The following is a 26,573-nucleotide window of genomic DNA, read 5'->3' as shown; positions in this document are numbered from 1 at the left end:
ACCCCTGCGGGCCGGACGGCTAGCCCACCATCATCAGGCTGGCATTGCCTCCCGCCGCCGCGGTGTTCACGCTGACCGAAACCTCGCGCAACAGGCGCTCCAGGCGATAGCCGTTGCCGGCGGCCAGCTCGTCGCTGCTCAGGCCCTGCACCGACACAATAGGCCCGGGGCGCAGCGCCACGGCCTGGTTGAGCCCGCGCAAGGCGTCGCTGTCGCCCTCGAACAGAACGGCCTGGTAATCGCCCTGCTCGATCTCCTCGCGGCCCGCCAGCCGCATGGCTTTCTGCTCGGCGGCACTGCGCGCGGCAAAGAAGGCCCGCCCCGCGTCGCTGTCCAGCAGCGCCATGCGGTTTCCCGTGAGCCGGCAGGCGTCGAACTGGGCGCTCGCCCCCAGCTCGGTGGCCGCCACGCACAATACCGTGCCGCGGGCCTTGATGTGGTAAAGATTGCTTTCGCCGGTCGGCCCGTCCAGCGCCAATGGCGCGCTGGCGCCGCTATCGATGCCGCAGCCCGCCGGCAATCCCGGCGGGCGCCTTGCCAGCAGGCGCAGCAGGTACAAAGGCCCGCCCGCCTTGGGGCCGGTGCCCGAAAGCCCTTCCCCGCCGAATGGCTGAACGCCGACTACGGCGCCGACAATATTGCGATTGACGTAAATGTTGCCCGCATGGATGCGCTCCGACACCCGCGCCACCGTTTCATCCAGGCGCGTATGCACGCCGAAGGTCAGCCCGTAGCCTGTCGCGTTGATGGCGTCGATCAAGGCGTCGAGGCCGTTGCGCTGATAGCGCAGCACATGCAGGACCGGGCCGAATACTTCTTTCTTGAGGGCGGCGACATCGCCGATCTCGATAATGGTCGGCGCGACAAAGGAGCCGTGCTGGCTGCGGCTGTCGAGCTCGAGCTGATCCACCCGGTGGCCGGCATCGCGCATGGCCTGGATATGCGCCTGGATGCCCGCCTGCGCCTGCGCGTCTATGACCGGACCCACATCGGCCGACAAGACATCCGTCCTGCCGACCTGCAACTCCCGCAAGGCGCCGCGCAACATGGTCAGCACGTGGTCGGCGCAGTCTTCCTGGACGCACAGCACGCGCAGCGCCGAGCAGCGCTGGCCGGCCGAATCGAAAGCCGAGGTCAGCACATCGGCCACCACTTGCTCGGCCAGGGCCGATGAATCGACCACCATGGCATTCTGGCCGCCGGTCTCGGCTATCAACGGAATGGGATGGCCGGCATCATCCAGGCGCTGCGCCAGTTCCCTGGAAATCAGCTGGGCCACATCGGTGGAGCCGGTGAATATCACCCCGCGCACGGCGGGGCTGGCCACCAGGGCCGCGCCCACGGTTTCGCCCTGGCCAGGCAGCAGTTGCACGGCGCCGGCGGGCACCCCGGCGCGGCGCAAAATGGCGATGGCCGCCGCCGCGATCAGGCTGGTCTGTTCGGCTGGCTTGGCCAAAACGGGATTGCCGGCGGCAAGCGCGGCGGCCACCTGGCCCGTAAAAATCGCCAGCGGAAAGTTCCAGGGGCTGATGCATACCACCGGCCCCAGGGGGCGGTGCGTATCGTTGGAAAATGACTGCTCGATTTGCGTCGCGTAATAGCGCAGGAAGTCGACGGCCTCGCGAACTTCGGCGATGGCGTTGGACAGCGACTTCCCGGCTTCGCGCACGATCAGGCCCAGCAGTGGCTGCATTTCATCTTCGAGCATCTGCGCGGCCCGCAGCAGGCATTGCGCGCGCTCGGGCACCGGGGTCGCCTGCCAGATGGGAGCGGCATGCAGGGCTGCCGCCAGGGCGCTTTCCACCTCGGCCTGGCTCGCCTCGATCACATGGCCCACCACGTCGCGGTGGTCGGCCGGATTGCGCACCGCCTTGGCGCGCGCCTCGTCCCAGGGGGACGCGCCCTCGCCCACCATGGGCGCGGCGCGCCACACATGGCTCACGCTATTGAGCAGCGCCGCCGACAGGGAACCCAGGCGCTGTTCGTTGGAAAGATCCAGCCCGGCGGAGTTGAGGCGGCCATCGGCCTGCTGGTACAACTGCCTGGGCAGGGGGATCTTGTCATGCGGCGCGCCCAGAGGCTGGATGCGCGAGGCGGACTGCACCGGATCGGCGATCAGGCTATCGACGGCAATCGCCTCATCGCCGATCTGGTTCACAAACGAGGTATTGGCGCCGTTTTCAAGCAGCCGGCGCACCAGGTAGGCCAGCAGGGTCTCGTGCGTGCCTACGGGCGCGTAAATGCGGCAAGGCCGGTTCAGCTTGCCCTGGGCCAGGGGCCCCGTGACCTCGTCGTACAGCGGCTCGCCCATGCCGTGTAGGCACTGGAATTCATACTGGCCGGGATAGTAGTTCTGGCCCGCCATATAGTAGATGGCCGACAGCGTATGCGCGTTGTGGGTGGCGAATTGCGGATAGACCGCCTGGGGCGCCGCCAGCAGCTTGCGGGCGCAGGCCAGGTAGGATACATCCGTGTAGACTTTACGCGTGTAGACCGGATAGCCCTCCAGCCCGTCGATCTGCGCGCGCTTGATTTCCGTGTCCCAGTAGGCGCCCTTGACCAGGCGCACCATCAAGCGATGGCCGCTGCGCTGGGCCAGGTCGATCACGTAATCGATGACGAAAGGCGCGCGCTTCTGGTAGGCCTGGATGACAAACCCGATGCCGTTCCAGCCCGAAAGCTCGGGATCGAAGCACAGGGCCTCCAGCAGGTCGAGCGAAATTTCCAGCCTGTCGGCTTCTTCGGCATCGATGTTCAGGCCGATATCGTAGCTGCGCGCCAATTTGGCCAATTCCGTTATGCGCGGCAGCAGCTCGGCCATGACGCGTTCGCGCTGGGCGCGCGAATAGCGCGGATGCAAAGCGGAGAGCTTGATGGAAATGCCCGGCCCTTCGTAAATGCCGCGGCCCCGCGACGCCTTGCCTATGGCGTGTATGGCCTGTTCGTAGGAAACGTAGTAGCGCTGCGCGTCATCCGCCGTGGTGGCGGCTTCGCCCAGCATATCGTAGGAATAGCGAAAGCCCTTGTCTTCGAGCTTGCGGCTGTTGGCGATGGCCGCCGAAATGGTCTGCCCGGTCACGAACTGCTCACCCATCATGCGCATGGCGATATTGACGCCCTTGCGTATCAGCGGCTCGCCGCCTTTGCCTATCAGGCGGGTGAGCGCCTTGGACAGCGACTGCTCGCTATTGACGCCGACCAGCTTGCCGGTAAGCATCAGCCCCCAGGTCGCCGCATTGACGAATAGCGAGGGGGACTCGCCCATATGGGAACGCCAGTCGCCATGGCTGATCTTGTCGCGTATCAGCGCATCGCGGGTCGCCCTGTCGGGGATGCGCAGCAAGGCCTCCGCCAGACACATCAGCGCCACGCCTTCCTGGCTGGACAAGGAAAATTCCCGGATCAGGCCCTCCACCCCGCCGCCCTTGCTCTTGCCCCGCAAAGCCTCGACCAGCCGGCGCGCCAGGGCCTGCACTTCCTGGGAACGGCTCGAACGCGCCTGATCGATCAGGACCGGCACGCATTCCGTCTCGGGCCGCCTGTAGGCTGCGGTAATGGCCGCCCGCAGCACGGATTGCGGCTGTATATCCTGCGCGAACTCGTAGAACGGCAGCGCCAGTTCCGGCGCGACAGGCTCGTCGCCCGGCGCTTCGCCGTCGCCATTGCCGAAATAACTGATTTCAGCGGGCAACTGGCCGCGCTCGATCGCATCGACATAGGCCAGCACCGCCTGCTTGTGCAGCCAATGCGGGGTGCAACCCAGTTTGCCGGCCGCGATTTTAAGACGCTCGCGCAGCGTTTCGTCAACCTTGACGCCCAATGTGGTCGTTGCCATAGCCGTATTCCCTGTATGTCGTGTCGCTACGCCCGGCCTGCGCCGCGCATGCCCCGGGCCCTGGCATTCTGGCGCCAGGCGAAAACGAATACTAAACAGGTTGTACCTTTTTTTATATTATGGTTAACCCTGAATCAATAAATTACTTAAAAGGTACAACCTTTTTCTTGCACGCCCGCAGCCGCAGGCGCCGCGCCTGCGCCGGAAAGCTGGGCGGCAATGAGCGCGGCAAGCCGGCGCAAGGCTTCCTGATGGCTGGCCACCATGGCCGGCATGCCCCCCGCCGCAGGCACGTCCACCTGGGCCCTGCATATCCGGGTTTTCTTGCCCGGCTGGTTGACGGGCGCCAGGCGCCATGTGGCGTCGAGCACGGCGCGCTGGCCATAAAGGGAATCGAAGCGCTGCACCTGCAAGGAGATTTTCCATACAGGGAGAGCATCCGGGATGCCGCCGCCGGCAATATCGAGCACGCCCAGCGTGCGCGACAAATCGTTGGACAAGGCATTGCGGATCTCGTCCGACAATGGCGAAGCCCACAAGGCGCTGTTCAAAGGCGTTACCTGGGCCGTGCCGGGCTCGCTGATGACGATCTGCGGACGGTCCACCTGTTCGGGCAAGGCCACCGGCTGCACGCTGATGGCGTACTTGGGCCTGGCGCCGCCGGGCGCGTCCGCCGCCGGCCCGGCGGTCGGGGCCGGCAGCAAGGTATAGTATTCGGGAGCCGTGGTGGCGCAGGCCGCCAGGGCCGCGGCCAGCAATACGCAATAAAAGATACGGCCAAGACTCATGAGGTTTCCTAGGGGCTGGCGGGCATGGCGTCGCGGGCTGGCCCGCGCAACAGCGCCGTGGGATGGGTTTGCAAATAGTCGGCCAGCGCCCGCAGCGATTTTGCCGCCGCGCTGATTTCGCGCAAGGTGCGGTCCAGGTTGTCGTTCATGGGGGAGTCCTGCGCCAGCAGCTTGTCCACACGGCCCAGCGACTTCTGGGCCGCCTTGAGCACGGCGCTGGCTTGCGGCGCCACCTGGCCGTCAAGGCGATCGACAAGCTTGCTCACCGACTTGAGGCTGGCGCGCAAATCATTGCCTATGCCTTCGAAGGGAATGGTGTCTATCTTGGCGACTATGCTGCTGATCTGCTGCTGCAGCCGGTCGAAATCGCCGGCTATGGTCGGCAACAGCGGGGGCTGGGCCTTGGCGTCGAAAGCCACGGCCTTGGCGTCGGGGAAGAACTCCAGCGCGATGTACTGTTGCCCGGTAAGCAGATTGGCTGCGCGCATCTGCGCGCGCAGGCCCCGCTCGACCATGACGCCCAGCAAGTCTGCCCCGGATTCGCTCGAATCGGCATTGTGCTTGAGCATGTTCTGGTAGGCCGAGCCGAAACGCAGGGGGTACAGCTCCCCCTTGACCAGCGCGTAAAAATACTTTTCCTTGGTATTGAACTCAAGGTCGATGTCGACCACCTTGCCCAGTTCCAGGCCGCGGAAATCGATGGGCGCGCCCACTTTCAGGCCGCGCACCGATTGCCGGAACTGCATGGAAATGGGCAAGGCCGGGCCATCCGGATCGGCCATTGCATGGGCCTGCGTGTCGGCAAGCAGGAAGGCCTGGTCGGCGTCGGCCGGCTGCGTATCGGCGTCGTCCGGGGCGGCGAAAGCCACCCCGCCCGCCATGACCGACACGATGGACCCGGTCTGCACGTTAAACCCATCGGCGCTCAGAGAGACATTAATGCCGCTGGCATTCCAGAAGCGCGTGTCCTTGGTCACGAATTTGTCATTGGGCTTGTCGATGAAAACCTGGATCGAAACCGCCTTGCCGCTCTTGTCCAGGTCGTAGCCTATGATCTGGCCGACCTGTATGCGGCGGAAATAGACTGGCGAGCCTATCTCCAGCGAGCCGAGTTCGGAAGCCCTCAAGTTGAAACGCGTGCCGGGACGCCCGCTGGTCACTTCGGGCGGCTTTTCCAGGCCGGTGAACTGATACACCGGCTCGCCGCCATTCTTGGATTCGGCCGCATCGACACCGATATAGGCGCCTGAAAGCAGGGTTCCCAGCCCCGACACCCCGCTGATTCCCAGGCGCGGACGCACCACCCAGAAGCGCGTGCCCTCCTGGGTAATATAGGCGGAACCCTCGCGGTTGAGCTCGGCATCGACCAGCACCTTGGACCTGTCTGGCGCCACCTTGATATCGGTGACCAGGCCGATGACCACGTCCTTGTACCGCACCTTGGTTTGCCCCACTTCCAGCCCGTCGGCGGACTCGAAGCTGATGGTCACGGTGGGCCCCGTGTGCATCCAGTTGCGAACCAGCAGCGAGACGCCCACCAATGCCGCCACCAGCGGCACCAGCCATATCCATGAAAAGCGCGATTCGCGTCCGGCCTTGACGTCAGGCTGGCGCAAGCCGGGCGTGGCGGGGCCCGCGGCGTCGCCCGGCGCGGACGACGAGGATTCTGGCGCAGTATTGTGGTCTGACATACGGTTCTCTTAGGACTGCGTTGTTTCCGGCGCCGCCGGCCCGGAGCCTGAACTGGCGTGCGATTGTATCGCGCGCGCCTGTTGCGCGGCGGGCTGGCGGTCCCAGCCGCGGCGCGGATCATAGCTTGCGGCCGCCAGCATGGTGAGAATGACCACCATGCCGAAACTGGCGGCGCCGGGCCCGGCAATCACCTGCGATATGCCGGGAAAATCGGCCATGGCGGTCATGAGGATGACCACGAAGACGTCCAGCATGGACCATTGCCCGATGAACTCGACGAACTCGTACATGCGGGTGCGCTGACGCTGGACGGTCCTGCCGCCCCAGCGGCGGTTGAGCATGAGCATCATCAGCGCCAGGATCTTGGTCATGGGCACCACGACGCTGGCCACGAAGACAATCAGCGCCAGGTCCCAGGAGCCCATGCGCCAGAATTCGATCACGCCGCCCAGAATCGTATGCGCGCTGTCGTCCGTGGGCGTGCGCAAGTGCATCACGGGCAGCACATTGGCAGGTATGTAAGTGATGCTGGCCGCTATGATCAGCGCCCATACCCGCGCCGCGGACTTGGGCTTGCGCAAATGAATGCGCGCGCGGCAGCGCGCGCAGGCGCAGGGGCCGGAGCCCGGCTCGATATTCTGCACGTATCCGCAAGCCGAACAAGCCGCCACGAGCTTGCCGGCGGAAACATCCGGCGCCGGCGCCGGCGCCAGCCCGGCATCCTCGGCATAGCGCCACAAGCGGTGCGCCGTGACCCGGCTCAAAGCGGTAAGCAGGAAGGTCAGGATAGCATAGGCCGCCAGGCCCGGACCCACGCTGAGACTGGCCAGGCTGGAAAATTTCACCATGGCGACCAGCATGCCCAGCATCAGGACGGGGACCATGCTCCATGGCTCCATCAAGTGCAGAAATCGCATGCCGTGGCGGAAATCAGGCGGCAGGCGCCGCGACTGGATGGCCATCAGCGCCCACAACAGGAAAAGCAGTTGCGTCAGCGGCAGCCAGAAGCCGAACATGCCGGTCATGACCGCCAGCACCAAGTGGCCCTGCGTCCAGGTCAGCCACAAGGCCCCCGGCAGGGACGCCTGCACCGACATGCCCTGCATGGTCAGGGTGGCGACCGGGAAATAGTTGGCAATGGCGAAAACCACCAGCGCGCCCACGACCAGCGCGATCCAGCCCCGCAGCGGAATACTGCTTTGCCGGTAGAGCTCCGAGCCGCAACGCGTGCATGTAGCGATGGCGCCCGGTTCTATGGGCATGCGCTCATGCACTGTTGCGCAGTTCTCGCAAGCGACAACCGGCCCTGCCGCCATTAATCGACCAACTCGGGTTCCGGGTGCGAAGGCGAGGCGTGGTTGGACTTGGAAGGCTTGTCGGATTTCTCGGAAAACACGAGATCGACCTTGCCGTCCTTGTCCAGGCCGACTTCGACATGCCCGCCGTCGGCCAGGCGCCCGAACAGCAATTCGTCGGCCAAAGCGCGGCGTATCGTGTCCTGGATAAGCCGCTGCATGGGCCGCGCGCCCATGGCGGGATCGAAGCCCTCTTTGGCGAGGTGCTCGCGCAATTCCTGCGAAAACACCACCTCGACCCGCTTCTCGTGCAACTGGTCTTCGAGCTGCATGAGGAACTTGTCGACCACCCGCATGATGATGTCGCGCGACAGCGGCGTGAAGCCGATGATGGCATCCAGGCGGTTGCGGAATTCGGGCGTGAACAGGCGCTTGATGTCGGCCATTTCATCGCCCGTGCGGGCCGGCGCGGCAAAGCCTATGGTGCTGCGGTTGAGCGCTTCGGCCCCGGCGTTGGTGGTCATCACCAGGATCACATTGCGGAAGTCCGATTTGCGGCCGTTGTTGTCGGTCAGCGTGCCGTGATCCATGACCTGGAGCAGGATGTTGTATACGTCCGGGTGGGCTTTTTCGATTTCGTCCAGCAGCAGGACGCAATGCGGCTGCTTGCTGATGGCCTCGGTAAGCAGGCCGCCCTGGTCGAAACCCACGTAGCCCGGGGGCGCGCCAATGAGGCGCGACACCGTATGGCGTTCCATGTACTCGGACATATCGAAGCGCAGCAGCTCGATGCCCAGGACAAAGGCCAACTGGCGCGCGACTTCGGTTTTGCCGACGCCGGTGGGCCCTGAAAACAGGAAGGAGCCTATGGGCTTGTCGGGGCGGCCCAGCCCGGAGCGCGCCATTTTTATGGCGGCGGACAGGGCTTCGATGGCGGCATCCTGGCCGAAGACCACCGTTTTCAGGTCGCGTTCGAGCGTCGCCAGCTTGTTGCGGTCGTCGTTGGACACGCTTTGCGGCGGAATGCGCGCGATCTTGGCGACCGTGGCCTGCACTTCGGCCTTGCCTATGACTTTCTTCTGGCGCGAGCGCGGCAACAGCCGCTGCGCGGCGCCGGCCTCGTCGATGACATCGATGGCCTTGTCGGGCAGGAAGCGGTCATTGATGTGGCGGGCCGCGAGTTCGGCCGCGGCCGTGATGGCCGCCGCCGAATAACGCACGCCGTGGTGGGCCTCGAAGTGGACTTTCAGGCCGCGCAGAATCTGGATGGTCTGCTCGACGGTGGGCTCGGCCACATCGATTTTCTGGAAGCGGCGCGACAAGGCGTGGTCTTTCTCAAAGATGCCGCGATACTCATTATAGGTGGTCGCGCCCATACACTTGAGCTGGCCCGACGACAAGGCGGGCTTGAGCAGGTTGGAAGCGTCAAGCGTGCCGCCCGACGCGGAACCGGCGCCGATGAGGGTATGGATTTCATCGATGAACAGAATGGCGTGGCTATTGTCCTTGAGCGACTTGAGCACGCCCTTGAGCCGCTGCTCGAAATCGCCGCGATACTTGGTGCCGGCCAGCAAGGCGCCCATATCGAGCGCATAGACTTCGGAGTCGGCCAGGATTTCGGGGACATCGCCCTTGGTGATGCGCCATGCGAGCCCTTCGGCTATGGCCGTCTTGCCCACGCCGGCCTCGCCCACCAGCAGAGGATTGTTCTTGCGGCGCCGGCACAAGACCTGGATGACGCGCTCGACTTCGTGCTCGCGCCCGATCAGGGGATCGATACGGCCCTGGCGCGCTTCGGCGTTGAGGTCGGTGGCATAGAGTTCGAGCGGCGATTTTTGCTGGTCGGATTTGGGTTCGGCTTCCATAGCCTGTGCCTTGGCGGGTTCCGGGACGGATTCCTCGTTGAGTTTCGTGATGCCATGCGACAGGAAATTGACCACGTCCAGGCGCGTGACGCCCTGCTGCTGCAGGAAGTACACCGCGTGGGAGTCTTTTTCGCCGTACATGGCGACCAGCACGTTCGCGCCCGTGACGGTATTCTTGTTGGAGTTGCCCGACGACACATGCATGATGGCGCGCTGGATGACGCGCTGGAAGCCCAGGGTGGGCTGCGTGTCGACTTCGTCTTCGCCTGGGAATACCGGTGTATTTTCGTTGATGAACTTGCGCAGTTCCTGGCGCAAGACGTCAATATTGGCCGAGCAGGCGCGTAGCACCTCGGCAGCGGCGGCGTTGTCGAGCAGGGAGAGCAGCAGGTGCTCTACCGTAATAAATTCATGTCGCGCTGTGCGGGCCTCGACAAAGGCCATATGCAGGCTGACTTCAAGTTCTTCGGAAATCACGCTTCCTCCATTACATATCGGAGCGGACAAACAATTCGATAAATCCTATTCTATGACTAAATCGACCTTGCGTATCAACATTAATAAAAGAGTCATCTCAGTGTTACCGGCCAGCATCAAAAAAGCCGATGACCTTACTATACCCGTACTTTTTACGGATTGCGCGGGCGCGATGCAAGCCGCGTGAAACAAAGGCGGCGGCTAGGCATCCGGGGCCGGTTCCATGACGCACTGCAAAGGGTGCTGGCGGGCGTGCGCCAGCTGGCGCACCATCTCGACGCGGGTGGCCGCGATGTCGCGCGGATATACCCCGCACACGCCGCGCCCTTCGTGATGCACTTTCAGCATGATGCGTGCCGCCTCGTCCTCGCTCTTGCCAAATATACGCTGCAGCACACCGACGACGAAATCCATGGGGGTGTAGTCGTCGTTCAACAGCACCACCTGGTACAGAGGAGGCGGCGCGAGTTTGGCGGCTTGACGATCCAGAACCGTATCGCGTTGGTTTTCGATTTGAGTAGCCATGACAATACTAGTGGTTTCCATAGTTGACTAGGTAAGGATAAATTGCGCATTATCATAGTATTCTGACTGCTCGGGGAGTATCGTTGGCAAGCAGAATACGTAGGCTAAAGCTAACCCTTGTAGTCGAGTTTCAACCTTACACTATAGTCGAGAGGCAGTCCGTATGTCTGACACAACCGCAACCTCTGCACCAGGGGATACCCAAAAGCTGACAGGAACCGTCAAATGGTTCAACGATGCTAAAGGTTTCGGCTTTATTACCCCCGACAATGGGGGCGAAGACCTTTTCGCGCACTTTTCATCCATCCAAATGAACGGCTTCAAAACCCTCAAAGAAGGGCAGAAGGTCGCTTTTGAAATTGCTCAGGGCCCAAAAGGCAAACAAGCACTCAATATTACGGCTGCCTGATCGCACGCAACAACTGGGTTTGCTTTCAATAACAATGTATAAATTTTATCCGCATACAGGGCTTGCACGCCCTGTTTTTTTTGGTATCTTCCTGATGGCGCTGCTCCTGGCCTTCGGGCCCCTGCCAGCCCGGGCGCAAAGCATGCTGCTGCCAACGGCGCAACTGATGGTAGGCAAGCACGCCGTGAACGCCGAAATAGCCGCGACCGACGAGAGCCGGTCCTATGGCCTGATGCAGCGCCAGTCGCTGCCGCCCGACCATGGCATGCTGTTCGTATTCGACGACGCGGGCATGCCGTGCTTCTGGATGAAAAACACGCTCCTGCCGCTGTCGATAGCCTTTATCGACGCGCAGGGCGTCATCGTGAATGTCGCCGACATGGAACCGCTCAGCCTGGAGGGCCACTGCCCGTCCGGGCCTGTCGTCTATGCGCTGGAAATGGAACAGGGGTGGTTCAAGCGGCATCAGGTGCAAGCCGGCGCCAGGGTGGCGAACCTGCCGGGCGGGAGCCGCTAGGAGCGCGCCGCGCGGCGGGATCCCGGCGCCGCTTTCTTTCTTACACGCGCTCGAGAATGACCGCGATCCCCTGCCCCACCCCTATGCACATCGTGCACAGCGCATAGCGCCCGCCCGTGCGGTGCAGTTGGTTGACGGCCGTGATCGCCAGCCGGGCGCCGCTCGCGCCCAAAGGATGCCCCAGGGCGATCGCGCCGCCATTCGGGTTGACCCGCGGATCATCGTCGTCCAGCCCCAGCAGGCGCAGCACCGCCAGGCCCTGCGCCGCAAAAGCTTCGTTCAGCTCGATGACATCCATCTGATCCAGCGTCAGTCCCGCCAGCGCCAGCACCTTTTGCGTGGCCGGCGCGGGGCCTATGCCCATGATGCGCGGTTCGACGCCGGCGGTGGCCATCGCCACCACCCGCGCGCGAGGCGTCAGGCCCTGGGCGCGGGCCATGGATTCGGACGCGACCAGCAAGCCGCAGGCGCCGTCATTCACGCCGGACGCATTGCCCGCGGTGACCGTGCCATCGGGACGCACCACCGGCTTGAGCCGCGCCAGGCTTTCCAGCGTGGTCTGGCGCGGATGCTCGTCGGCATCCACCGCGATAGGCTCGCCTTTTTTCTGGGCGATCAGGACGGGAACGATTTCGGACTGGAAAACGCCGGCCGATTGAGCGGCAGCGGTTTTGGTCTGGCTGGCCAGGGCGAAGAGGTCCTGGTCGGCGCGCGACACCTTGAATTGATCGGCAACGTTTTCGGCCGTCTCGGGCATGGAATCCACGCCATACTGCGCTTTCATCAATTTGTTGACGAAGCGCCAGCCTATGGTCGTGTCGAACACGGCAGCGCTGCGCGAAAAAGCGGTTTCGGCCTTGCCCATGACAAAGGGAGCGCGGCTCATGCTTTCCACGCCGCCCGCCAGGACGAACTGCACGTCGCCGGAACGAATGGCGCGCGCCGCGGAGCCTAAGGCGTCCAGCCCAGACCCGCACAGGCGGTTGATGGTGGCCCCCGGGACTTCGGCTGGCAAGCCCGCCAGCAAAGTAGCCATATGGGCCACATTGCGATTGTCCTCCCCCGCCTGGTTGGCGCAGCCGAACAAAGTGTCATCCAGCCGGGCCCAGTCCACATCGGGATTGCGCTGCATCAGGGCCTTGAGGGGCACCGCCGCGAGATCGTCGGCGCGCACCGAGGCAAGAGCGCCGCCATAGCGGCCGAAGGGTGTGCGAACAGCATCGCAAATGAAAGCTTGAGTTGTCATGTTAAACCCGGGAATCAAGAAAAGAGAATAGCTGGAAGTCGTATGGCTCACGGCCGGCGCAAACCATAAGCGGCGCGGCAACGGTTTATCTTAGCCCATTCCCCCGCGGCGTCTTTGCGTTCGACGGCGAGCCGTCCACGGCATGGTCGCTTGGGTCCATGGCAAAAAGCAAAACCCCCGAAAGCCGGGGGTTGGAAACAGGCGATGCGCGCCTGCGCATGCGAACCAGGCAGACTTAGCCGAGGTTGGCCGCGGCGAATTCCCAGTTCACCAGGTTCCAGAAATTCTCCAGGTACTTGGGACGGGCGTTGCGGTAATCGATGTAGTAGGCGTGTTCCCAGACATCACAGGTCAGCAGGGGAACGTCGGACGTGGTGATGGGCGTTGCCGCATTGCTGGTGTTCACGATGTCCACCGAGCCGTCGGATTTCTTGACCAGCCATGTCCAGCCCGAACCGAAATTGCCGGCGGCCGACTTATTGAATGCTTCCTTGAAGGCGTCGACGCCGCCCCACTTGGCGTTGATGGCCTCAAGCAAGGCGCCAGTGGGCGCGCCGCCGCCTTTGGGCGAAAGACTGTTCCAGTAAAACGTGTGATTCCACACCTGCGCCGCGTTGTTGAAAACGCCGCCGGAGGACTTCTTGACGATGTCTTCCAGGGAAGCCGATTCGAATTCAGTGCCGGCAATCAGATTGTTCAGGTTGGTGACGTAGGTCTGGTGATGCTTGCCATAGTGAAACTCGAGGGTTTCCTTGGAAATATGGGGAGCCAGAGCGTCGAGGGGGTAAGGTAGCGGGGGAAGCGTAAAAGCCATGTTCAATTCCTTAAAAAAAACCAGTCGGAATGCCAGTAAAAAGTGCATGTAGCGCGCTTGGCTTGCAAGCGCCGGGTTCACAGCAAGGCATGCGCCTGTAGCACACTGACACGCGCACTGCCTTGACCCAGCTCAACACCAAGCTGTTCGCCTATGCTCAAGTCTAACGCATTTTTTATGATTTTCCCTTCGTCGTTGCGCACTATCGCATAGCCGCGCCCAAGGATATTTCGCGGGCTCAGCGCCTCCAGGGTCTGCGCCGCGGCGGCCAGGCGCTGGCGCTGGCGCTGCAGGTGGTGCTGCGCCGAACTGGAAAGGCGCTGCTCCTGGCGGGCCAGCGCGCTGCGCAGTTCGGGGAGCCGAGGCTCGGCATGGACCAGCTTGGCCCTGATCAAGGCCAGGCGGGCCCTGTGACGGTCCTGCGGACTGGAGGCGGCGCGGGCCAGGCGGCTTTTCAGAACCTGCAGGCGCTCGTTTTGCTGCTGCAATCGCTGCTGCGGCGAGACCAGGGACGCCACCGCGCGGTCCAGCCGCAAGGCCGCGCGCTCCAGCAGGCGGTGATGCTGCGTGCTCAGGGCGCCGAACGCCGCGTCCAGCTGGTTCAGGCAGGTTTGCCGCGTGCGGCAGCACAATTCGGCGGCCGCCGTAGGCGTAGGCGCGCGCAAGTCGGCCACGAAATCGGCAATCGTAAAATCGGTCTCGTGGCCCACCCCGCTGATGACGGGAATGGGGCTGGCGACTATGGTTCGCGCCAGCGCCTCATCATTGAAGCTCCACAAGTCCTCCAGGCTGCCGCCGCCGCGCACCAGCAGCAGCGTATCGACCTCGTTGCGCGCAATGGCGCCCCTCAGCGCCTGGACCAGCTTGCCGGCGGCATCCAGGCCCTGCACCGGCGCGGGATAGACGATGACCGGGACATGCGGAGCGCGGCGCGCCAGCGCCGTCAGCACGTCGCGCAACGCGGCCGCCGCCATCGATGTCACCACGCCCACGGCGCGCGGCATGGCGGTGATCTGGCGCTTGCGGGCGGGGTCGAACAGGCCTTCGGCGGCCAGCTTCTCCTTGAGCAGCAGAAACGCTTCGTGCAAGTCGCCCCGGCCGGCGCGCCGCATGCTTTCCACCTGGAGTTGATAGTCGCCGCGCGGCTCATACAGCGTGACATTGACGCGGAATTCGAATCGCTCGCCCGGCTTGGGAACGAAGCCAGTCGCCTGGGCCCGGCCGCGAAACATGACGGCCCGCACCGTTGCGCCTTCGTCCTTGATGGAAAAATACCAATGACCGGAAGCCGCCTGCGTGAAATTGGAGATTTCGCCCCTTACCCAAATGCGGGAGAAATGGCTCTCCAGCAATTGCCCTACCCGGCGATTTAGCTGGCTTACCGTCCAGATGCCGTCATTTGCGAGTTCCAGGCTGCCTGAATCCATAAAAATTCCCATCTGATTTAAGTTCTGTCCACAGAGAAAATCATTTTGTCAAATTGGTGAAATATCAACCCAATCCCACCCATAGATCAAAAACCGCTTTAGATTAAGCTCACAACACATTGATTAATAACAACAATATAAAAATCCGGCCCATGAGCGGAAATTAGCCATTGAACCTCAAGAGCTCTCAAATAGCGGCTGTCCGTAGAGTTATACACATAATTATCCACAGATTCTGTGGATACCCTTCGGAAAGCCCCGCCACACGCCATTTAGCCTAGATTTTTGAGGCTTTTACTACGTTTGGCGGGCATCGCCTTCGCCAGCTTAAGATCCAAGCCGCTTTCAGGCAGCCTCGATGGCCATTTGGCGGAGCGCATCGCAAGCCGACGGCTAGCAGCATATCGATTGTAAAATGCCATACTACGCAAACCCCGAACGGAGACAACTTTGCTCGAAATCATTCATGCCGCAGGCTGGCCCATCTGGCTGCTGGTCGCCACCTCCGTTCTTGGCCTCGCGCTGATTATCGAACGGTTTCTGTCTTTGCGCAGCAAGCAGGTATTCCCCCGCCGCCTTCCAGGGCAGGTGCTGGAGCTCCTGCGCCAGAAGAACGATAACCCGGAAGCGGTGCTGCGCCTGGCCGGCAATTCTCCGCTGGGACGCGTCCTGGCCGAAGTGCTGGTCAATCGCAATGAATCGAACGTCTATCGCCTGGCCGCCATCGAAGACGTCGGCAAGGATGTGGCGCACCGCCTGAACCGCTACTTGCCGGCCCTGGCCACCATTGCGGTCGTCGCGCCGCTGATGGGTCTGTTCGGCACGGTGGTCGGCATGATAGAGATTTTCGGCTCCTATAATCCGGCCGGCGGCGACCCGGCGCAGTTGGCGCGCGGCATTTCGATAGCCCTGTACAACACCGGCTTCGGCATCATCATCGCCATTCCCGCATTGATCTTCCACCGCTACTTCCGCTCGCGGGTCGATCACTTCCTGCACCAGATGGAACGCGAAGCCAATGTCCTGAACCGCCTGATCGGCCGCGGAGCCGCGCAATGAACTTCCGGCGCCCGCAAAGCGATGACGAGCCGGAGATCAACCTGATCCCCTTGATCGACGTATTGCTGGTCATACTGATTTTCCTGGCGGCCACGACCTCTTTCACCCGCTACAGCCAGTTGAAGGTCGCCTTGCCCGAGGCCAGGGCCGATGCGGCCGAGATCGATGCGCTGAACATGGCCATCAGCCAGGAAGGCCTGTATGCGCTCAATGGCCAGCTCTTGCCGGACACCACCAGCGCGGAAATCGCGCAAGCCTTGCGCAATGCCGCCGGCGACCGGAAAGAAGCGATTCTGGTCATCAATGCCGACGCCCAGACGACACACGAATCGGTGGTGCGCATCATGGAAGCGGCGCGCCTGGCCGGCATATCGCGCGTCAATTTCGCCACCCAGAGCCCGCCGTGAAAATACCCGTCCCCGTAAGCAGGGCCGTCCATGCGGCCTGGCAGCGCAAGGGCCTGGCCAGCGCCCTGCTATTGCCGCTATCCTGGCCCGTGCTGGCGGCAATAGCCTACAAGCATGGGCGCTACCTGCGGCAACCCGGCCTCGCGCATCACAGCCGCCTTCCCGTGGTGGTGGTCGGCAACATCTACCTGGGGGGAACGGGTAAAACGCCCGTCGTCATCGCGCTGGTGCAAGCCCTGCGGGAACGCGGCTGGCACCCGGGCGTCATCAGCCGCGGCTACGGGGTCAAGATGGGCGAGCAGGCCAGGTCGGGCCGGGGGAAACTGGCCGCCGGCGAATTCGGCGATGAGCCGGCGCTCATCGCCCAGGCGACGCAGGCGCCGATAGCCGTGCATCCGAACCGCGCATTGGCGCTCAAGAAGCTGCAAAAAAGCTATCCCGATGTCGATGTGGTCATCGCCGACGACGGCCTGCAGCACCTGGCGCTCGGGCGCGACCTGGAAATCGTGGTGCAGGACGCGCGCGGCATCGGAAATGGCCGGGTGCTGCCGGCCGGCCCTTTGCGCGAACCGGCCAGCCGGCTGCAGTCGGTCGACTACGTGATCACCAATCTGCAGGACGGGCAGCCGGACCCCGCCCCGATTGCCACATTGGCGCACCAGTTGAGCATGCGCCTGGCGCCCGCCACGGTCGTCCAGCTGAGCACCGGGCAGGCGCTGGACTGGCCGGCATGGCTGGCGCGCTATGGCGCGGAATCCGTCAGCGCCGTGGCGGCCATCGGCCAGCCCGAGCGGTTTTTTTCCATGCTCAGGGCGGCGGGCCTGGAACTGGCGCATACCGTCGGGCTGCCGGACCACGATGCTTACGAGGGCGAGCCATTCCAGGTCCTGCTGTCGCCCCATATCCTGATCACCGCGAAGGATGCCGTAAAGTGCGAACGCTTCAACGACCCGAGGCTGTGGGTCGTGCACGCATCCCCCCGATTTTCCGACCCGGGCTGGATAACCCTTGCCGACCAGTTGCTGCGCGTCATCGCGCAGAAAAAAGCCGCCATGGCCGCCCGGGCCGGCAGGCATTAAACTCTGTCTTTTAATTCTTTGATTCTCTGGAGCCGCGCATGGAATCCCGCCTGCTTGAAATACTGGTCTGCCCGCTGTGCAAGGGCCCCTTGCAGCACGACCGCGAACAGCAGGAACTGATCTGCCGGGCCGACAGGCTGGCCTTTCCCATCAAGGACGGCATCCCCGTCATGCTCGAGAACGAAGCCCGCGAACTGCCACCCGGCGCGTCCAGCTCCAGCCCCGCCTGAGCCCCATGAGCTTCATCGCTGTCATTCCGGCGCGCGCCGCCTCGACCCGCCTGCCCGACAAGCCGCTGCTGGATATCGCCGGCAAACCCATGGTGGTGCGCACGGCGGAGCGGGCGGCGCTGTCGGGCGCCACGCGCGTGGTGGTCGCCACCGACGATGCCCGCATCCAGGCCGCGGTCCAGAAGCATGGCTTCGAGGCCCTGCTCACGCGCGCCGACCACCCCACGGGCACCGACCGCCTGGCCGAAGTGGCCCGCCAGCTGGCGCTGGCCCCCGGGGCTATCGTGGTCAATGTCCAGGGCGATGAACCCTTGATCGACCCTCGGCTGATCAACCAGGTGGCGCAACTGCTTGCCGGCCAGCCCGACGCGGCCATCGCCACTTGCGCCACGCCCATACTCGACGCCCGTTCGCTGTTCAACCCGAATGTCGTCAAAGTCGTGTGCACCCGCCAGCAGCGCGCCCTGTATTTTTCGCGCGCGCCGATCCCATGGGCGCGCGACGCCCTGGCCGACGGCGGGCAGCGCCTGGCCGGCGGCCTTCCCGCCCTGCACCATATCGGACTATATGCCTATCGCGTGGACTTCCTGGAGCGCTACTCCTCACTGCCCGTCGGGCCGCTGGAATCATTCGAATCGCTGGAGCAATTGCGCGCGCTGGAAAATGGCTATGCCATCGCCGTGCACATTGCCGCCGCGCACCCGGCGGCGGGCGTCGATACGGCCGACGATCTGGCCCGGGTACGCGAAAGCTTTGTAAATCGGTTATAAATCGTCTTCCAATTCGCTGATTCCGCGGCGAGGAATAGACCCTAGTCCGTGCAAAAATTGCTGCATTGCGGCATAATCGGAAAAAGTTAGAAAAACGAAACTCAGGAGGAATTCATGCGACTGATACTGCTCGGTCCACCCGGTGCGGGTAAAGGTACCCAGGCAGCATTCATTACCGAAAAATTTGGCATCCCCCAGATTTCCACCGGCGATATGCTGCGCGCTGCGGTCAAGGCCCGGACGCCCTTAGGCCTCGAGGCCAAGAAAATCATGGATACAGGCGGCCTGGTGTCCGACGACATCATTATCGGCCTGGTGCGCGACCGCCTGCAGCAGCCCGATTGCCAGCACGGCTATTTGTTCGACGGCTTTCCGCGCACCATTCCCCAGGCCGATGCCCTCAAGCATGCCAAGATTCCGCTGGATTTCGTGGTCGAGATCGTGGTTCCCGAGGAAAACATCATTGAACGCATGAGCGGGCGGCGCGTGCATCCCGCCAGCGGACGCAGCTACCACACCAAGTTCAATCCGCCCAGGACGCCCGGGATCGACGACATTACCGGGGAGCCCCTGGTGCAGCGCGATGATGACCGCGAAGAAACTGTGAGCCATCGCCTGTCCGTATACCGCGACCAGACCCGTCCGCTGGTCGACTATTACTCCGAATGGGCCGAGTCCGGCGCCGCCGACGCTCCGGCCTACCGCCAGTTGTCGGGGCTGGGAACCGTGGACGAGATCAAGGAACGCGTATTCCAGGCGCTCGAAGCCTGAGGCACCGGGGCGTTTGAATCGCTGTCCGGCCCCTGCCGGACCGGGCGGCGCTTCAGAGCCAGTCAAGCGCCCTGGCGCGAAACCGGCCATTGGGCCCATATTGCGCAGAGCCGCTGCACGCTTTCGCGCCAGGGCGCGCAAGCGGACCGGGCCGCCCGGGCGCCAGGGCGCCGCTCATCAAGTTATCAATAAAAACCAGCAGAGACCAGACATGGAAATAAAGAACAAGGTATTCATCATCACCGGTGGCGCATCGGGCTTGGGCGCGGGCACGGCGCGCATGCTGGTGGCCGAAGGCGCCAAGGTCGTATTGGCCGACGTGCAGGACGAGGCCGGCGAGCAACTCGCGGCGGAACTGGGCCAGGCTTATGTGCACTGCGACGTCACCCAGGAAGCCGACGGCCAGGCCGTTGTCGCCGCGGCCCTGAAAGCCGGCGCCCTGTTCGGCCTGGTGAACTGCGCCGGCGTGGCGCCCGCCTCCCGCATCGTGGGCAAGAACGGGCCGCATGCGCTGGACCTGTTCCAGAAGGTCGTCATGATCAATCTGGTCGGCACCTTCAACATGTCGCGCCTGGCCGCGGCGGCCATGAGCGAGAATGCGCCGGAGCCCACCGGCGAACGCGGCGTGCTGATCAACACGGCATCGGTGGCGGCTTACGACGGGCAGATCGGCCAGGCCGCCTATGCCGCGTCCAAGGCGGGCGTGGTCGGCATGACCTTGCCGGTCGCGCGCGACCTGGCCAAGGCCGGCATCCGCTGCGTCACCATCGCTCCCGGCATTTTCGGCACGCCCATGGTCTTCGGCATGCCCCAGGAAGTGCAGGACTCGCTGGCCGCGAGCATTCCCTTCCCCTCGCGCCTGGGCCGTCCGGAAGACTACGCCAAGCTGGTCAACAGCATCATCACCAATGAAATGATCAATGGCGAAACCATCCGTCTGGACGGCGCCATACGCATGGCCCCGAAATAATCGATCGTATCCATGAGCCTGCTTAGGTCGGCCGCCACGGTCAGCAGCTTTACGCTGTTTTCCCGCATCACAGGCCTGGTGCGCGACATCCTGATCGCCAGCGCGTTTGGCGCCGGCCCGCTGACCGACGCCTTCTGGGTGGCGTTTCGCATTCCCAACCTGCTGCGGCGCCTGTTTGCCGAAGGCGCGTTCTCGCAAGCCTTCGTGCCGATACTCGGGCAGGTGCGCAGCACCCGCTCGACCGAAGAAGTGCGGGTGCTGCTGGACCGCGTCGCCCTGCTGCTGACCGCCGCACTGATGGTCATTACCCTGGCCGGCATCGTCGCCACGCCATGGGTCGTCAGCGCCATGGCCAGCGGCATGCGCAGCGCCGCAAAGCAGACCGAATTCAATGCGGCGGTCTGGATGACGCGGCTGATGTTCCCCTACATCATCTGCATGTCGCTGGTGGCCTTCGCATCGGGCGTGCTCAATACCTGGAGCCGCTACGCCATACCCGCCTTCACGCCGGTATTGCTCAACGCCGCGATGATAGGCGCCAGCCTGTTCCTGACGCCTTATTTCCAGACGCCCATCTACGCGCTCGCCGCCGGCGTCATGATAGGCGGCGTGGCACAATTGCTGGTGCAATGGCTGGCCCTGGCCAGGCTGGGCCTGCTGCCGCGCTATTCGCCCAGGCTGCGGACCGCCTGGCACGATCCCGTCGTAAGGCGCATCATGCGCCAGATGCTGCCAGCCATCATGGGCGTGTCGGTGGCCCAGATATCGCTGCTGATCAATACCAATATCGCCACCTGGCTGGCCCCCGGGAGCGTCACCTGGCTGTCGTTCGCCGACCGGCTGATGGAATTTCCCACCGCCCTGCTGGGCGTCGCCCTGGGCACCGTGCTGCTGCCCAGCCTGTCGGCCGCCCATGCGCGCCAGGACCACGCCGCCTATAGCGCCCTGCTGGACTGGGGGCTGCGCCTGGTGTTCCTGCTGGGCCTGCCGGCCGCGCTGGGGCTGGCCTTGCTGGCCGACGGGCTGGTGGCCACCTTGTTCAACTATGGCGCATTCAGCGGGCACGATGTCATGCAGACGCGGCTCGCGGTCATGGCCTATGCCGCCGGCCTGATCGGCCTGCTGGCGATCAAGATCCTGGCTCCCGGCTTTTACGCCAAGCAGGACATACGCACGCCGGTGAAGATCGCGGTTTTCGTCCTTATCCTCACGCAGCTCTTCAACCTGGCCTTCGTGCCGCGCTACGCCCATGCCGGCCTGGCGCTGTCCATCGGACTGGGGGCCAGCGTCAACGCCCTGCTGCTGGTCGTCCTGCTGCGCCGGCGCAAGCTCTATGAACCCGGCCCGGGCTGGATACGTTTCGGGTTCAAGATCCTTCCCGCCCTCGCCGCCCTGTCCGCGGTGCTGTGGACGGCGGACCAGCGGCTCGACTGGGTGGCCCTGGGGGCGCATCCCGGCCAGCGCGTGCTATGGCTGGGAGGCGTGATGCTGGCCGCCGCGCTGGTCTATTTCGCCGTTCTGCTCGTGTGCGGGTTCAGGCCTATTGACTTTACACGTCGGCACAAGTGATATAGAATAGCCGTCTTTGCCGATCAAACCTGACAGCTAACAGAAAAACGGATACGCAACACTATGGCCAATACCGCCCAAGCCCGCAAACGCGCTCGCCAATCGGTTGAGCGCAACAAACACAACGCCAGCCTGCGCTCCATGCTGCGCACTTCGATCAAGCGCGTGCGCCAAGCCATCGAAGCCGGCGACAAAGCCGCGGCCGCCGAAGTTTTCCAGAAAACGACGAGCATCATCGACCGCGTGGCCGACAAGAACATCATTCATAAAAACAAGGCCGCTCGCCACAAGAGCCGCCTTGCCGCTGCGGTCAAAGCCTTAGCCTGATTACTGTAATGGTTTAGTCGGCAAAGCAGTACACGAGCCAAGGCTCGACTCAAACGGGACGCCTGCGCGTCCCGTTTTTCGTTGGCGGCGTCTGCGGTATAGTGCGGTTTGCACAAGAATTCCATAACCGACCAACGAGGCATCAATGTCCACAGCGAAACCTGCCCTGCTGCAGTTGCTTCCCCTGCCCTTTTCCGACGCCCATCCACCGCTGGCCACGCATTTCGATGTCATCGAGCTCTGGAAAGAATCCGAACCTGATGCGGTGATAGCCGCCAGGAGCAATGACATCACCGTCCTGGTCACCAACGCCATGACGCCCACCCGCGCCGAACTCATAGACCGGCTGCCCAATCTGCGCGCCATTTGCAGCAATGGCGTGGGCTACGACGCCATAGACGTCAAGCATGCCCAGCAAAAAGGCATACAGGTCAGCAACACGCCCGATGTGCTCAACGACTGCGTGGCGGATCTTGCCCTGGGATTGCTGCTGGCCACGGCGCGCAGGCTGGGCCAGGCCGACCGCTACGTGCGCGCCAACCAGTGGGGCGGCGACGCCAAATTCCCGCTGGGCGTCAAGGTCAGCCACAAGAAGCTCGGCATCGTCGGGCTGGGCCGCATAGGGATGGCCATCGCGCAGCGCGCCGCGGGCTTCAACATGGAAATCCGCTACCATAACCGCCGCCAGCGCAGCGATGTCGATCTGCCCTACGAAGCGTCGCTGGCCGGGCTGGCCGCCTGGGCCGATTTTCTGGTCATCGCCACAGTGGGCGGCGCCTCCACCCACCATCTGGTCGACCGGCAGGTGCTGCAGGCGCTGGGGCCTGAAGGCATACTCGTCAATATTTCGCGCGGCTCGGTGGTCGACGAAAAGGCCCTGGTCGACGCCCTGGCCGGCGGCGAGCTGGGCGGCGCCGGCCTGGATGTCTATGAGTCGGAACCTCATGTGCCGGACGCGCTCAAGACCCTGGACAATGTGGTGATCGCTCCCCACATTGCCAGCGCCACCACGGAAACCCGCAGGGCCATGGCCGACCTGGTCGTGGACAACGTCGAGGCTTACATGGCCACTGGCAAAGTGCTGACTCCCATACCGCCGCTGTAGGCCCATGCGACAATGCGCCTCATGAACCCCTCCACACTGATAGGCATCGCCGCCAGCGTCCTTCTCCTGGGCGTCGTGCTGTTTTTTTCCGCCGAGGATCCCGGCCTGTTCGTGGACTTGCCCAGCCTGGCCATCGTCCTGGTGGGGACCATGGCGGCCACCTTCATCAGCTATCCTCTGAGCGAAGTGGTGCGCATCTTCGGCCTGATCCGCACGGTCATCCGCAATGAGCGCCTGTATACCGCGCACGACATCGAGGACCTGGTCGCCATTTCACGGATATGGATGAAGGGCAATATACGGGCGGTGGAAGAGGCCCTGGAAGGCGTCTCGAACCCCTTTCTCAAGACCGGCGTGCAACTGGTCATCGACATGACCCCGGAAGAGGACATCCTCGACCTGCTGCAATGGCGTATTTCGCGGCTGCGCGCCAAGGAACACGCCGAGGCCCAGCTGTTCCGGATGATGGCCAACTATGCGCCGGCCTTCGGCATGGTCGGCACCCTCATCGGGCTGGTGAATCTGCTGTTCCTGCTCGGCGATGGCGACATGGCGTCCATAGGCAAGCACATGGCGCTGGCGCTCATGACGACATTCTATGGCGTGCTGCTTGCCAACCTGCTGTTCAAGCCAGTGGCTGTGAAGCTGGAGCGCCGCACCGAACAGCGCGTGGAACTGATGAACATGGTGCTGCAAGGCATCTCCATGATGTGCCAGAAGCGCAGCCCGACGCTGATGCGCGAAACGCTCAAATCCTTCATGGCCGAGTACCAGGACGAGATCAACGACGGCAGCAGCCGGCGCCTGCAGGCCGAGGCCGAGTCCTGAGGGGGCAAGCCCATGATCAATGATAAAGGAGGCAACCCCTTGGCGCGCCTCGCCGCGCGCCAGCGCGAACTCGAGGCGGAGCTGGCCGCGGCGCGCAAGGCGAACATCCGCAGCCGCGTCAAGCCCGACCAGAGGCAGTGGCATGTGCAGCCTACGCAGATCCATGAGGACGAAGGCTGGTTCACCACCTACCTGGACGTGATGACGCTGCTCCTGGTCCTGCTGGTGGTCATGCTGTCATTCGCCGGCAAAGGCAGCGCGCACAGCCCGCGGCAGGCGCCCGGCGACGCCCCGGCCAGGATAGTCCTGATCCCGCCCGGCCCGGGCATCCCCGCAACCCGCGTCAGCCCTATCGCTCCGGCCGACATAGGCCTGCTTCCGGCCGGCAACGGCTTGCTGCCCGAAATCGGCATACACCACGAGCACCAGGCGCCTGCGCCGGGCCCGGAGCGGCCCGGCGATGCGCCGCCGGACGATGTTGCCGCGGATACCGCGCCGCAAGCCGGCGCGCTGGCGCAAAGCGCGCCGCCACATGAAGACGCGGCAGGGGCGGCGCCGATGCCTGAACCGATGCCTGAACCGATGCCTGAACCGATGCCTGAACCGATGCCTGAACCGATGCCTGAACCGATGCCCGAACCGATGCCCGGCACCAGTGCCCGGGACATGCTCGCGGGCCTGCCCTTGGGCGAGCTGGGCGACGATATCGACGTCATCGTCAATGAAAAATCGGTGAGCTTTCGCATCAATAGTGAAATCCTGTTCAGTTCCGGGCAGGCCGACCTGAGCCTGGCTGGCCTGGCCGTGCTCAAGCGCCTGATTCCTGTATTCAACGGCGTCGACTACAGGATTACCGTAGAGGGCCATACCGACTCGGTGCCTATGCTGCGCAATCGCCGCTATCCGTCGAACTGGGAACTGTCGGGGTCGCGGGCGGGCAGCGTCGTGCGCTACCTGGAGGCCAACGGCGTCGCCAGCGCCCGGCTGCGGGCCGTCGGCAACGCCGACACGCGGCCGCTGGCCGACAACGCGACGCCCGAAGGTCGCGCAAGCAACCGGCGCGTGGAACTGATCATGGAACGGCAGCCAGGCTGATCCGGCGCAAGCCGGCTGGCCGGCTTCAGGGAACCTGGGTTTCCTGCTCGGTGACCTGCAAGTGGTTGTCGGCGGCGAAGTCGCAAACGAATTTCCAGGCCAGCGGCTCGAGTTCGCGCAAGCGCTTGTCCACGACCACGCAGCGGATGCCATTGGATACGATGGGCACTACATAAGGCGAGTAGGTATTGTGCCCGCCGCAAGAGCCGGCCGGACGAAACTGCGACAGCACACCGGCAAGGCGTTCGGCCCAATCGCTGGGACGAAAACGCTGGCCTTCGAGTGTGAGGCCGTGAATAAGCAATTGCTGTACAAGATGAGTCATAGATTTCCGCGGACAAATCGTACCCATTTCAGGGGTACCAAACCTTCCCTGCGCCGCGAATTGTATATGATAGCCACTTGGATTTGGTCTGTCCGACTATGGTGCAGGCCACTAGCTGTGAATCCGGCCGCCATCGGCGGTCAAACCGTTTTTGCTGACGGCCATCTTGCAAGGTAAGATGGCTCTTTTAAACAAGGCTTACTATGTCTGGCGCCATACCGCAAACAGGTCCACTTCGGCATTTTCTGCAATTTCGCGACCTATCAAGAACCGAGATCCAATACGTGCTGGATCGCGCTCGTCTCATCAAGAACAAATTCAAGCGCTACGAGCCGCACCATACCCTGCACGATCGCAACCTGGCCATGGTGTTCGAGAAAGCCAGCACGCGCACACGCGTATCGTTCGAAGCCGGCATGTATCAACTCGGCGGTTCAGTCATACATCTTACCACTGGCGACTCCCAGCTCGGACGCGCCGAACCCATAGAAGACACCGCGCGCGTCATATCGCGCATGGTCGACCTGGTCATGATCCGCACCTTCGAGCAAACCCGCATTGAACGCTTTGCCGCCCATTCCCGGGTGCCGGTGATCAACGGCCTGACCAATGAATTCCATCCCTGCCAGATCCTGGCCGATATTTTCACGTTTATCGAGCACCAGGGCCCCATAGCGGGCAAAACAGTCGCCTGGATAGGCGACGCCAACAACATGGCCTATACATGGCTACAGGCGGCGGAAATACTGGGCTTTCATTTGCATGTGTCGGCGCCCGAAGGGTATCAGCTGGACGCGCAGCGCATAGGCCAGCCGCCGGCATCCGCGCTGCGGGAATTCGCCGATCCCATGCAGGCCTGCGAAGGCGCCCATCTGGTTACCACCGATGTCTGGACCAGCATGGGCTATGAGGCCGAGAACGACGAGCGCCGCGAAGCCTTCGCGGACTGGCGCGTGGACGCCGACATGATGGCGGTGGCCGACCCGGCGGCGGTCTTCATGCATTGCCTGCCCGCCCACCGCGGCGAAGAAGTCACCGGCGACGTCATCGACGGCCCGCAAAGCGTGGTGTGGGACGAAGCCGAAAACCGCCTGCACGTCCAGAAGGCCCTGATGGAATTCCTGCTGCTGGGCCAGATCGCGTGAATG

At 63.5% G+C, this 26,573-nt stretch carries 25 protein-coding genes; 15 read left to right on the top strand and 10 right to left on the bottom strand.

Going from position 1 to position 26,573, the window contains the following annotated elements; translation table 11 throughout:
• Positions 1 to 19 precede the first annotated feature (19 nt).
• From putA to clpS, 6 genes are all read right to left on the bottom strand, one after another.
• The gene (putA, locus tag BUB23_RS14845) at positions 20 to 3,835 is read right to left on the bottom strand and encodes a trifunctional transcriptional regulator/proline dehydrogenase/L-glutamate gamma-semialdehyde dehydrogenase (protein ID WP_073104082.1); all 3,816 of its coding nucleotides are present in this window, start codon (positions 3,833 to 3,835) and stop codon (positions 20 to 22) included.
• Positions 3,836 to 3,981: 146 nt separating this feature from the next.
• On the bottom strand, positions 3,982 to 4,623 hold the full coding sequence (locus BUB23_RS14840) for a PqiC family protein (RefSeq protein WP_073104080.1): 642 nt from the start codon (positions 4,621 to 4,623) through the stop codon (positions 3,982 to 3,984).
• An 8-nt stretch (positions 4,624 to 4,631) separates the two neighbouring features.
• Positions 4,632 to 6,314: a PqiB family protein gene (locus BUB23_RS14835; protein ID WP_073104079.1), complete on the bottom strand. Its 1,683-nt coding sequence runs from the start codon at positions 6,312 to 6,314 to the stop codon at positions 4,632 to 4,634.
• 9 nt (positions 6,315 to 6,323) lie between these two features.
• Positions 6,324 to 7,577: a paraquat-inducible protein A gene (locus BUB23_RS14830; RefSeq protein WP_245801283.1), complete on the bottom strand. Its 1,254-nt coding sequence runs from the start codon at positions 7,575 to 7,577 to the stop codon at positions 6,324 to 6,326.
• 53 nt (positions 7,578 to 7,630) lie between these two features.
• Entirely contained in the window at positions 7,631 to 9,952 is a 2,322-nt protein-coding gene (clpA, locus tag BUB23_RS14825) for an ATP-dependent Clp protease ATP-binding subunit ClpA (RefSeq protein ID WP_073104077.1), read from the bottom strand.
• Positions 9,953 to 10,153: 201 nt separating this feature from the next.
• Positions 10,154 to 10,477: an ATP-dependent Clp protease adapter ClpS gene (gene clpS, locus BUB23_RS14820; RefSeq protein ID WP_073104076.1), complete on the bottom strand. Its 324-nt coding sequence runs from the start codon at positions 10,475 to 10,477 to the stop codon at positions 10,154 to 10,156.
• Positions 10,478 to 10,640: 163 nt separating this feature from the next.
• On the opposite strand from clpS, the gene BUB23_RS14815 reads away from it, so the two are divergent.
• Complete coding sequence (locus BUB23_RS14815; protein ID WP_073104075.1) at positions 10,641 to 10,886, top strand: cold-shock protein; 246 nt, start codon at positions 10,641 to 10,643, stop codon at positions 10,884 to 10,886.
• A 94-nt stretch (positions 10,887 to 10,980) separates the two neighbouring features.
• On the top strand, positions 10,981 to 11,403 hold the full coding sequence (locus BUB23_RS14810; RefSeq protein WP_073104179.1) for a DUF192 domain-containing protein: 423 nt from the start codon (positions 10,981 to 10,983) through the stop codon (positions 11,401 to 11,403).
• Positions 11,404 to 11,443: 40 nt separating this feature from the next.
• Here the strand turns inward: BUB23_RS14810 and pcaF are convergent, their stop codons facing one another.
• The 3 genes from pcaF to xseA all read right to left on the bottom strand — a co-directional run bounded on the left by pcaF (position 11,444) and on the right by xseA (position 14,890).
• Entirely contained in the window at positions 11,444 to 12,649 is a 1,206-nt protein-coding gene (gene pcaF / locus BUB23_RS14805) for a 3-oxoadipyl-CoA thiolase (protein ID WP_073104074.1), read from the bottom strand.
• A 235-nt stretch (positions 12,650 to 12,884) separates the two neighbouring features.
• Entirely contained in the window at positions 12,885 to 13,463 is a 579-nt protein-coding gene (gene sodB / locus BUB23_RS14800; protein ID WP_073104073.1) for a superoxide dismutase [Fe], read from the bottom strand.
• Between the two features lie 77 nt (positions 13,464 to 13,540).
• On the bottom strand, positions 13,541 to 14,890 hold the full coding sequence (gene xseA, locus BUB23_RS14795; RefSeq protein ID WP_143160988.1) for an exodeoxyribonuclease VII large subunit: 1,350 nt from the start codon (positions 14,888 to 14,890) through the stop codon (positions 13,541 to 13,543).
• Between the two features lie 450 nt (positions 14,891 to 15,340).
• Here xseA and BUB23_RS14790 point away from each other — a divergent pair, with 450 nt between their 5' ends.
• The 12 genes from BUB23_RS14790 to BUB23_RS27595 all read left to right on the top strand — a co-directional run bounded on the left by BUB23_RS14790 (position 15,341) and on the right by BUB23_RS27595 (position 25,100).
• Positions 15,341 to 15,949 carry a MotA/TolQ/ExbB proton channel family protein gene (locus BUB23_RS14790; RefSeq protein WP_073104069.1) on the top strand — a complete coding sequence of 203 codons (609 nt, stop codon included), beginning with the start codon at positions 15,341 to 15,343 and terminating at the stop codon, positions 15,947 to 15,949.
• On the top strand, positions 15,946 to 16,356 hold the full coding sequence (locus BUB23_RS14785; RefSeq protein WP_073104065.1) for an ExbD/TolR family protein: 411 nt from the start codon (positions 15,946 to 15,948) through the stop codon (positions 16,354 to 16,356). The genes BUB23_RS14790 and BUB23_RS14785 overlap by 4 nt, the downstream gene beginning before the upstream one ends.
• Positions 16,353 to 17,435, top strand: coding sequence for a tetraacyldisaccharide 4'-kinase (gene lpxK, locus BUB23_RS14780; protein WP_073104063.1), 1,083 nt, complete (start codon positions 16,353 to 16,355; stop codon positions 17,433 to 17,435). Before BUB23_RS14785 ends, lpxK begins: the two co-directional genes overlap by 4 nt.
• Positions 17,436 to 17,473: 38 nt before the next feature.
• Positions 17,474 to 17,665, top strand: a complete 192-nt coding sequence (locus BUB23_RS14775) for a Trm112 family protein (RefSeq protein ID WP_073104061.1) — start codon at positions 17,474 to 17,476, stop codon at positions 17,663 to 17,665.
• 5 nt (positions 17,666 to 17,670) lie between these two features.
• Positions 17,671 to 18,435 (top strand): 3-deoxy-manno-octulosonate cytidylyltransferase, encoded by a 765-nt coding sequence (gene kdsB / locus BUB23_RS14770; RefSeq protein WP_073104060.1) that lies wholly within the window; start codon positions 17,671 to 17,673, stop codon positions 18,433 to 18,435.
• 114 nt (positions 18,436 to 18,549) lie between these two features.
• Positions 18,550 to 19,206 carry an adenylate kinase gene (gene adk, locus BUB23_RS14765; RefSeq protein WP_073104058.1) on the top strand — a complete coding sequence of 219 codons (657 nt, stop codon included), beginning with the start codon at positions 18,550 to 18,552 and terminating at the stop codon, positions 19,204 to 19,206.
• Positions 19,207 to 19,417: 211 nt separating this feature from the next.
• A complete protein-coding gene (locus BUB23_RS14760; protein ID WP_073104056.1) occupies positions 19,418 to 20,176 on the top strand; it encodes a 3-hydroxyacyl-CoA dehydrogenase in 759 nt (252 codons plus the stop codon).
• A gap of 12 nt (positions 20,177 to 20,188) precedes the next feature.
• Positions 20,189 to 21,745, top strand: a complete 1,557-nt coding sequence (murJ, locus tag BUB23_RS14755) for a murein biosynthesis integral membrane protein MurJ (RefSeq protein WP_073104054.1) — start codon at positions 20,189 to 20,191, stop codon at positions 21,743 to 21,745.
• 63 nt (positions 21,746 to 21,808) lie between these two features.
• On the top strand, positions 21,809 to 22,072 hold the full coding sequence (gene rpsT, locus BUB23_RS14750) for a 30S ribosomal protein S20 (RefSeq protein ID WP_073104052.1): 264 nt from the start codon (positions 21,809 to 21,811) through the stop codon (positions 22,070 to 22,072).
• A 145-nt stretch (positions 22,073 to 22,217) separates the two neighbouring features.
• The gene (locus BUB23_RS14745) at positions 22,218 to 23,177 is read left to right on the top strand and encodes a 2-hydroxyacid dehydrogenase (RefSeq protein WP_073104051.1); all 960 of its coding nucleotides are present in this window, start codon (positions 22,218 to 22,220) and stop codon (positions 23,175 to 23,177) included.
• Between the two features lie 21 nt (positions 23,178 to 23,198).
• Complete coding sequence (locus tag BUB23_RS14740) at positions 23,199 to 24,005, top strand: motility protein A (protein WP_073104178.1); 807 nt, start codon at positions 23,199 to 23,201, stop codon at positions 24,003 to 24,005.
• Positions 24,006 to 24,017: 12 nt separating this feature from the next.
• Positions 24,018 to 25,100 (top strand): OmpA family protein, encoded by a 1,083-nt coding sequence (locus tag BUB23_RS27595; RefSeq protein ID WP_073104049.1) that lies wholly within the window; start codon positions 24,018 to 24,020, stop codon positions 25,098 to 25,100.
• 25 nt (positions 25,101 to 25,125) lie between these two features.
• Here the strand turns inward: BUB23_RS27595 and BUB23_RS14730 are convergent, their stop codons facing one another.
• Entirely contained in the window at positions 25,126 to 25,425 is a 300-nt protein-coding gene (locus BUB23_RS14730; RefSeq protein WP_073104047.1) for a DUF3579 domain-containing protein, read from the bottom strand.
• 203 nt (positions 25,426 to 25,628) lie between these two features.
• Here BUB23_RS14730 and argF point away from each other — a divergent pair, with 203 nt between their 5' ends.
• A complete protein-coding gene (argF, locus tag BUB23_RS14725) occupies positions 25,629 to 26,570 on the top strand; it encodes an ornithine carbamoyltransferase (RefSeq protein WP_073104045.1) in 942 nt (313 codons plus the stop codon).
• Positions 26,571 to 26,573: the final 3 nt, after the last annotated feature.

Origin of the sequence: Pollutimonas bauzanensis, from assembly GCF_900129885.1 — a bacterium.
In the GTDB taxonomy this organism is placed as follows: Bacteria; Pseudomonadota; Gammaproteobacteria; order Burkholderiales; family Burkholderiaceae_B; genus Pollutimonas; species Pollutimonas bauzanensis.
The sequence above is the reverse complement of the archived record's forward strand: the minus strand, read 5'-3'. Positions and strand labels throughout refer to the sequence as shown.

Bases quoted from the DNA above. Each gene is read 5' to 3' on its own strand.
- BUB23_RS14810 (WP_073104179.1), top strand. From the start codon at position 10,981: ATGGCGCTGCTCCTGGCCTTCGGGCCCCTGCCAGCCCGGGCGCAAAGC.
- rpsT (WP_073104052.1), top strand. From the start codon at position 21,809: ATGGCCAATACCGCCCAAGCCCGCAAACGCGCTCGCCAATCGGTTGAG.
- BUB23_RS14840 (WP_073104080.1), bottom strand. From the start codon at position 4,623: ATGAGTCTTGGCCGTATCTTTTATTGCGTATTGCTGGCCGCGGCCCTG.
- sodB (WP_073104073.1), bottom strand. From the start codon at position 13,463: ATGGCTTTTACGCTTCCCCCGCTACCTTACCCCCTCGACGCTCTGGCT.
- BUB23_RS14760 (WP_073104056.1), top strand. From the start codon at position 19,418: ATGGAAATAAAGAACAAGGTATTCATCATCACCGGTGGCGCATCGGGC.
- BUB23_RS27595 (WP_073104049.1), top strand. From the start codon at position 24,018: ATGATCAATGATAAAGGAGGCAACCCCTTGGCGCGCCTCGCCGCGCGC.
- argF (WP_073104045.1), top strand. From the start codon at position 25,629: ATGTCTGGCGCCATACCGCAAACAGGTCCACTTCGGCATTTTCTGCAA.
- xseA (WP_143160988.1), bottom strand. From the start codon at position 14,890: ATGGATTCAGGCAGCCTGGAACTCGCAAATGACGGCATCTGGACGGTA.
- kdsB (WP_073104060.1), top strand. From the start codon at position 17,671: ATGAGCTTCATCGCTGTCATTCCGGCGCGCGCCGCCTCGACCCGCCTG.
- BUB23_RS14830 (WP_245801283.1), bottom strand. From the start codon at position 7,577: ATGCCCATAGAACCGGGCGCCATCGCTACATGCACGCGTTGCGGCTCG.
- pcaF (WP_073104074.1), bottom strand. From the start codon at position 12,649: ATGACAACTCAAGCTTTCATTTGCGATGCTGTTCGCACACCCTTCGGC.
- murJ (WP_073104054.1), top strand. From the start codon at position 20,189: ATGAGCCTGCTTAGGTCGGCCGCCACGGTCAGCAGCTTTACGCTGTTT.
- BUB23_RS14835 (WP_073104079.1), bottom strand. From the start codon at position 6,314: ATGTCAGACCACAATACTGCGCCAGAATCCTCGTCGTCCGCGCCGGGC.
- BUB23_RS14775 (WP_073104061.1), top strand. From the start codon at position 17,474: ATGGAATCCCGCCTGCTTGAAATACTGGTCTGCCCGCTGTGCAAGGGC.
- putA (WP_073104082.1), bottom strand. From the start codon at position 3,835: ATGGCAACGACCACATTGGGCGTCAAGGTTGACGAAACGCTGCGCGAG.
- BUB23_RS14740 (WP_073104178.1), top strand. From the start codon at position 23,199: ATGAACCCCTCCACACTGATAGGCATCGCCGCCAGCGTCCTTCTCCTG.
- BUB23_RS14745 (WP_073104051.1), top strand. From the start codon at position 22,218: ATGTCCACAGCGAAACCTGCCCTGCTGCAGTTGCTTCCCCTGCCCTTT.
- BUB23_RS14730 (WP_073104047.1), bottom strand. From the start codon at position 25,425: ATGACTCATCTTGTACAGCAATTGCTTATTCACGGCCTCACACTCGAA.
- BUB23_RS14815 (WP_073104075.1), top strand. From the start codon at position 10,641: ATGTCTGACACAACCGCAACCTCTGCACCAGGGGATACCCAAAAGCTG.
- adk (WP_073104058.1), top strand. From the start codon at position 18,550: ATGCGACTGATACTGCTCGGTCCACCCGGTGCGGGTAAAGGTACCCAG.
- BUB23_RS14785 (WP_073104065.1), top strand. From the start codon at position 15,946: ATGAACTTCCGGCGCCCGCAAAGCGATGACGAGCCGGAGATCAACCTG.
- clpS (WP_073104076.1), bottom strand. From the start codon at position 10,477: ATGGCTACTCAAATCGAAAACCAACGCGATACGGTTCTGGATCGTCAA.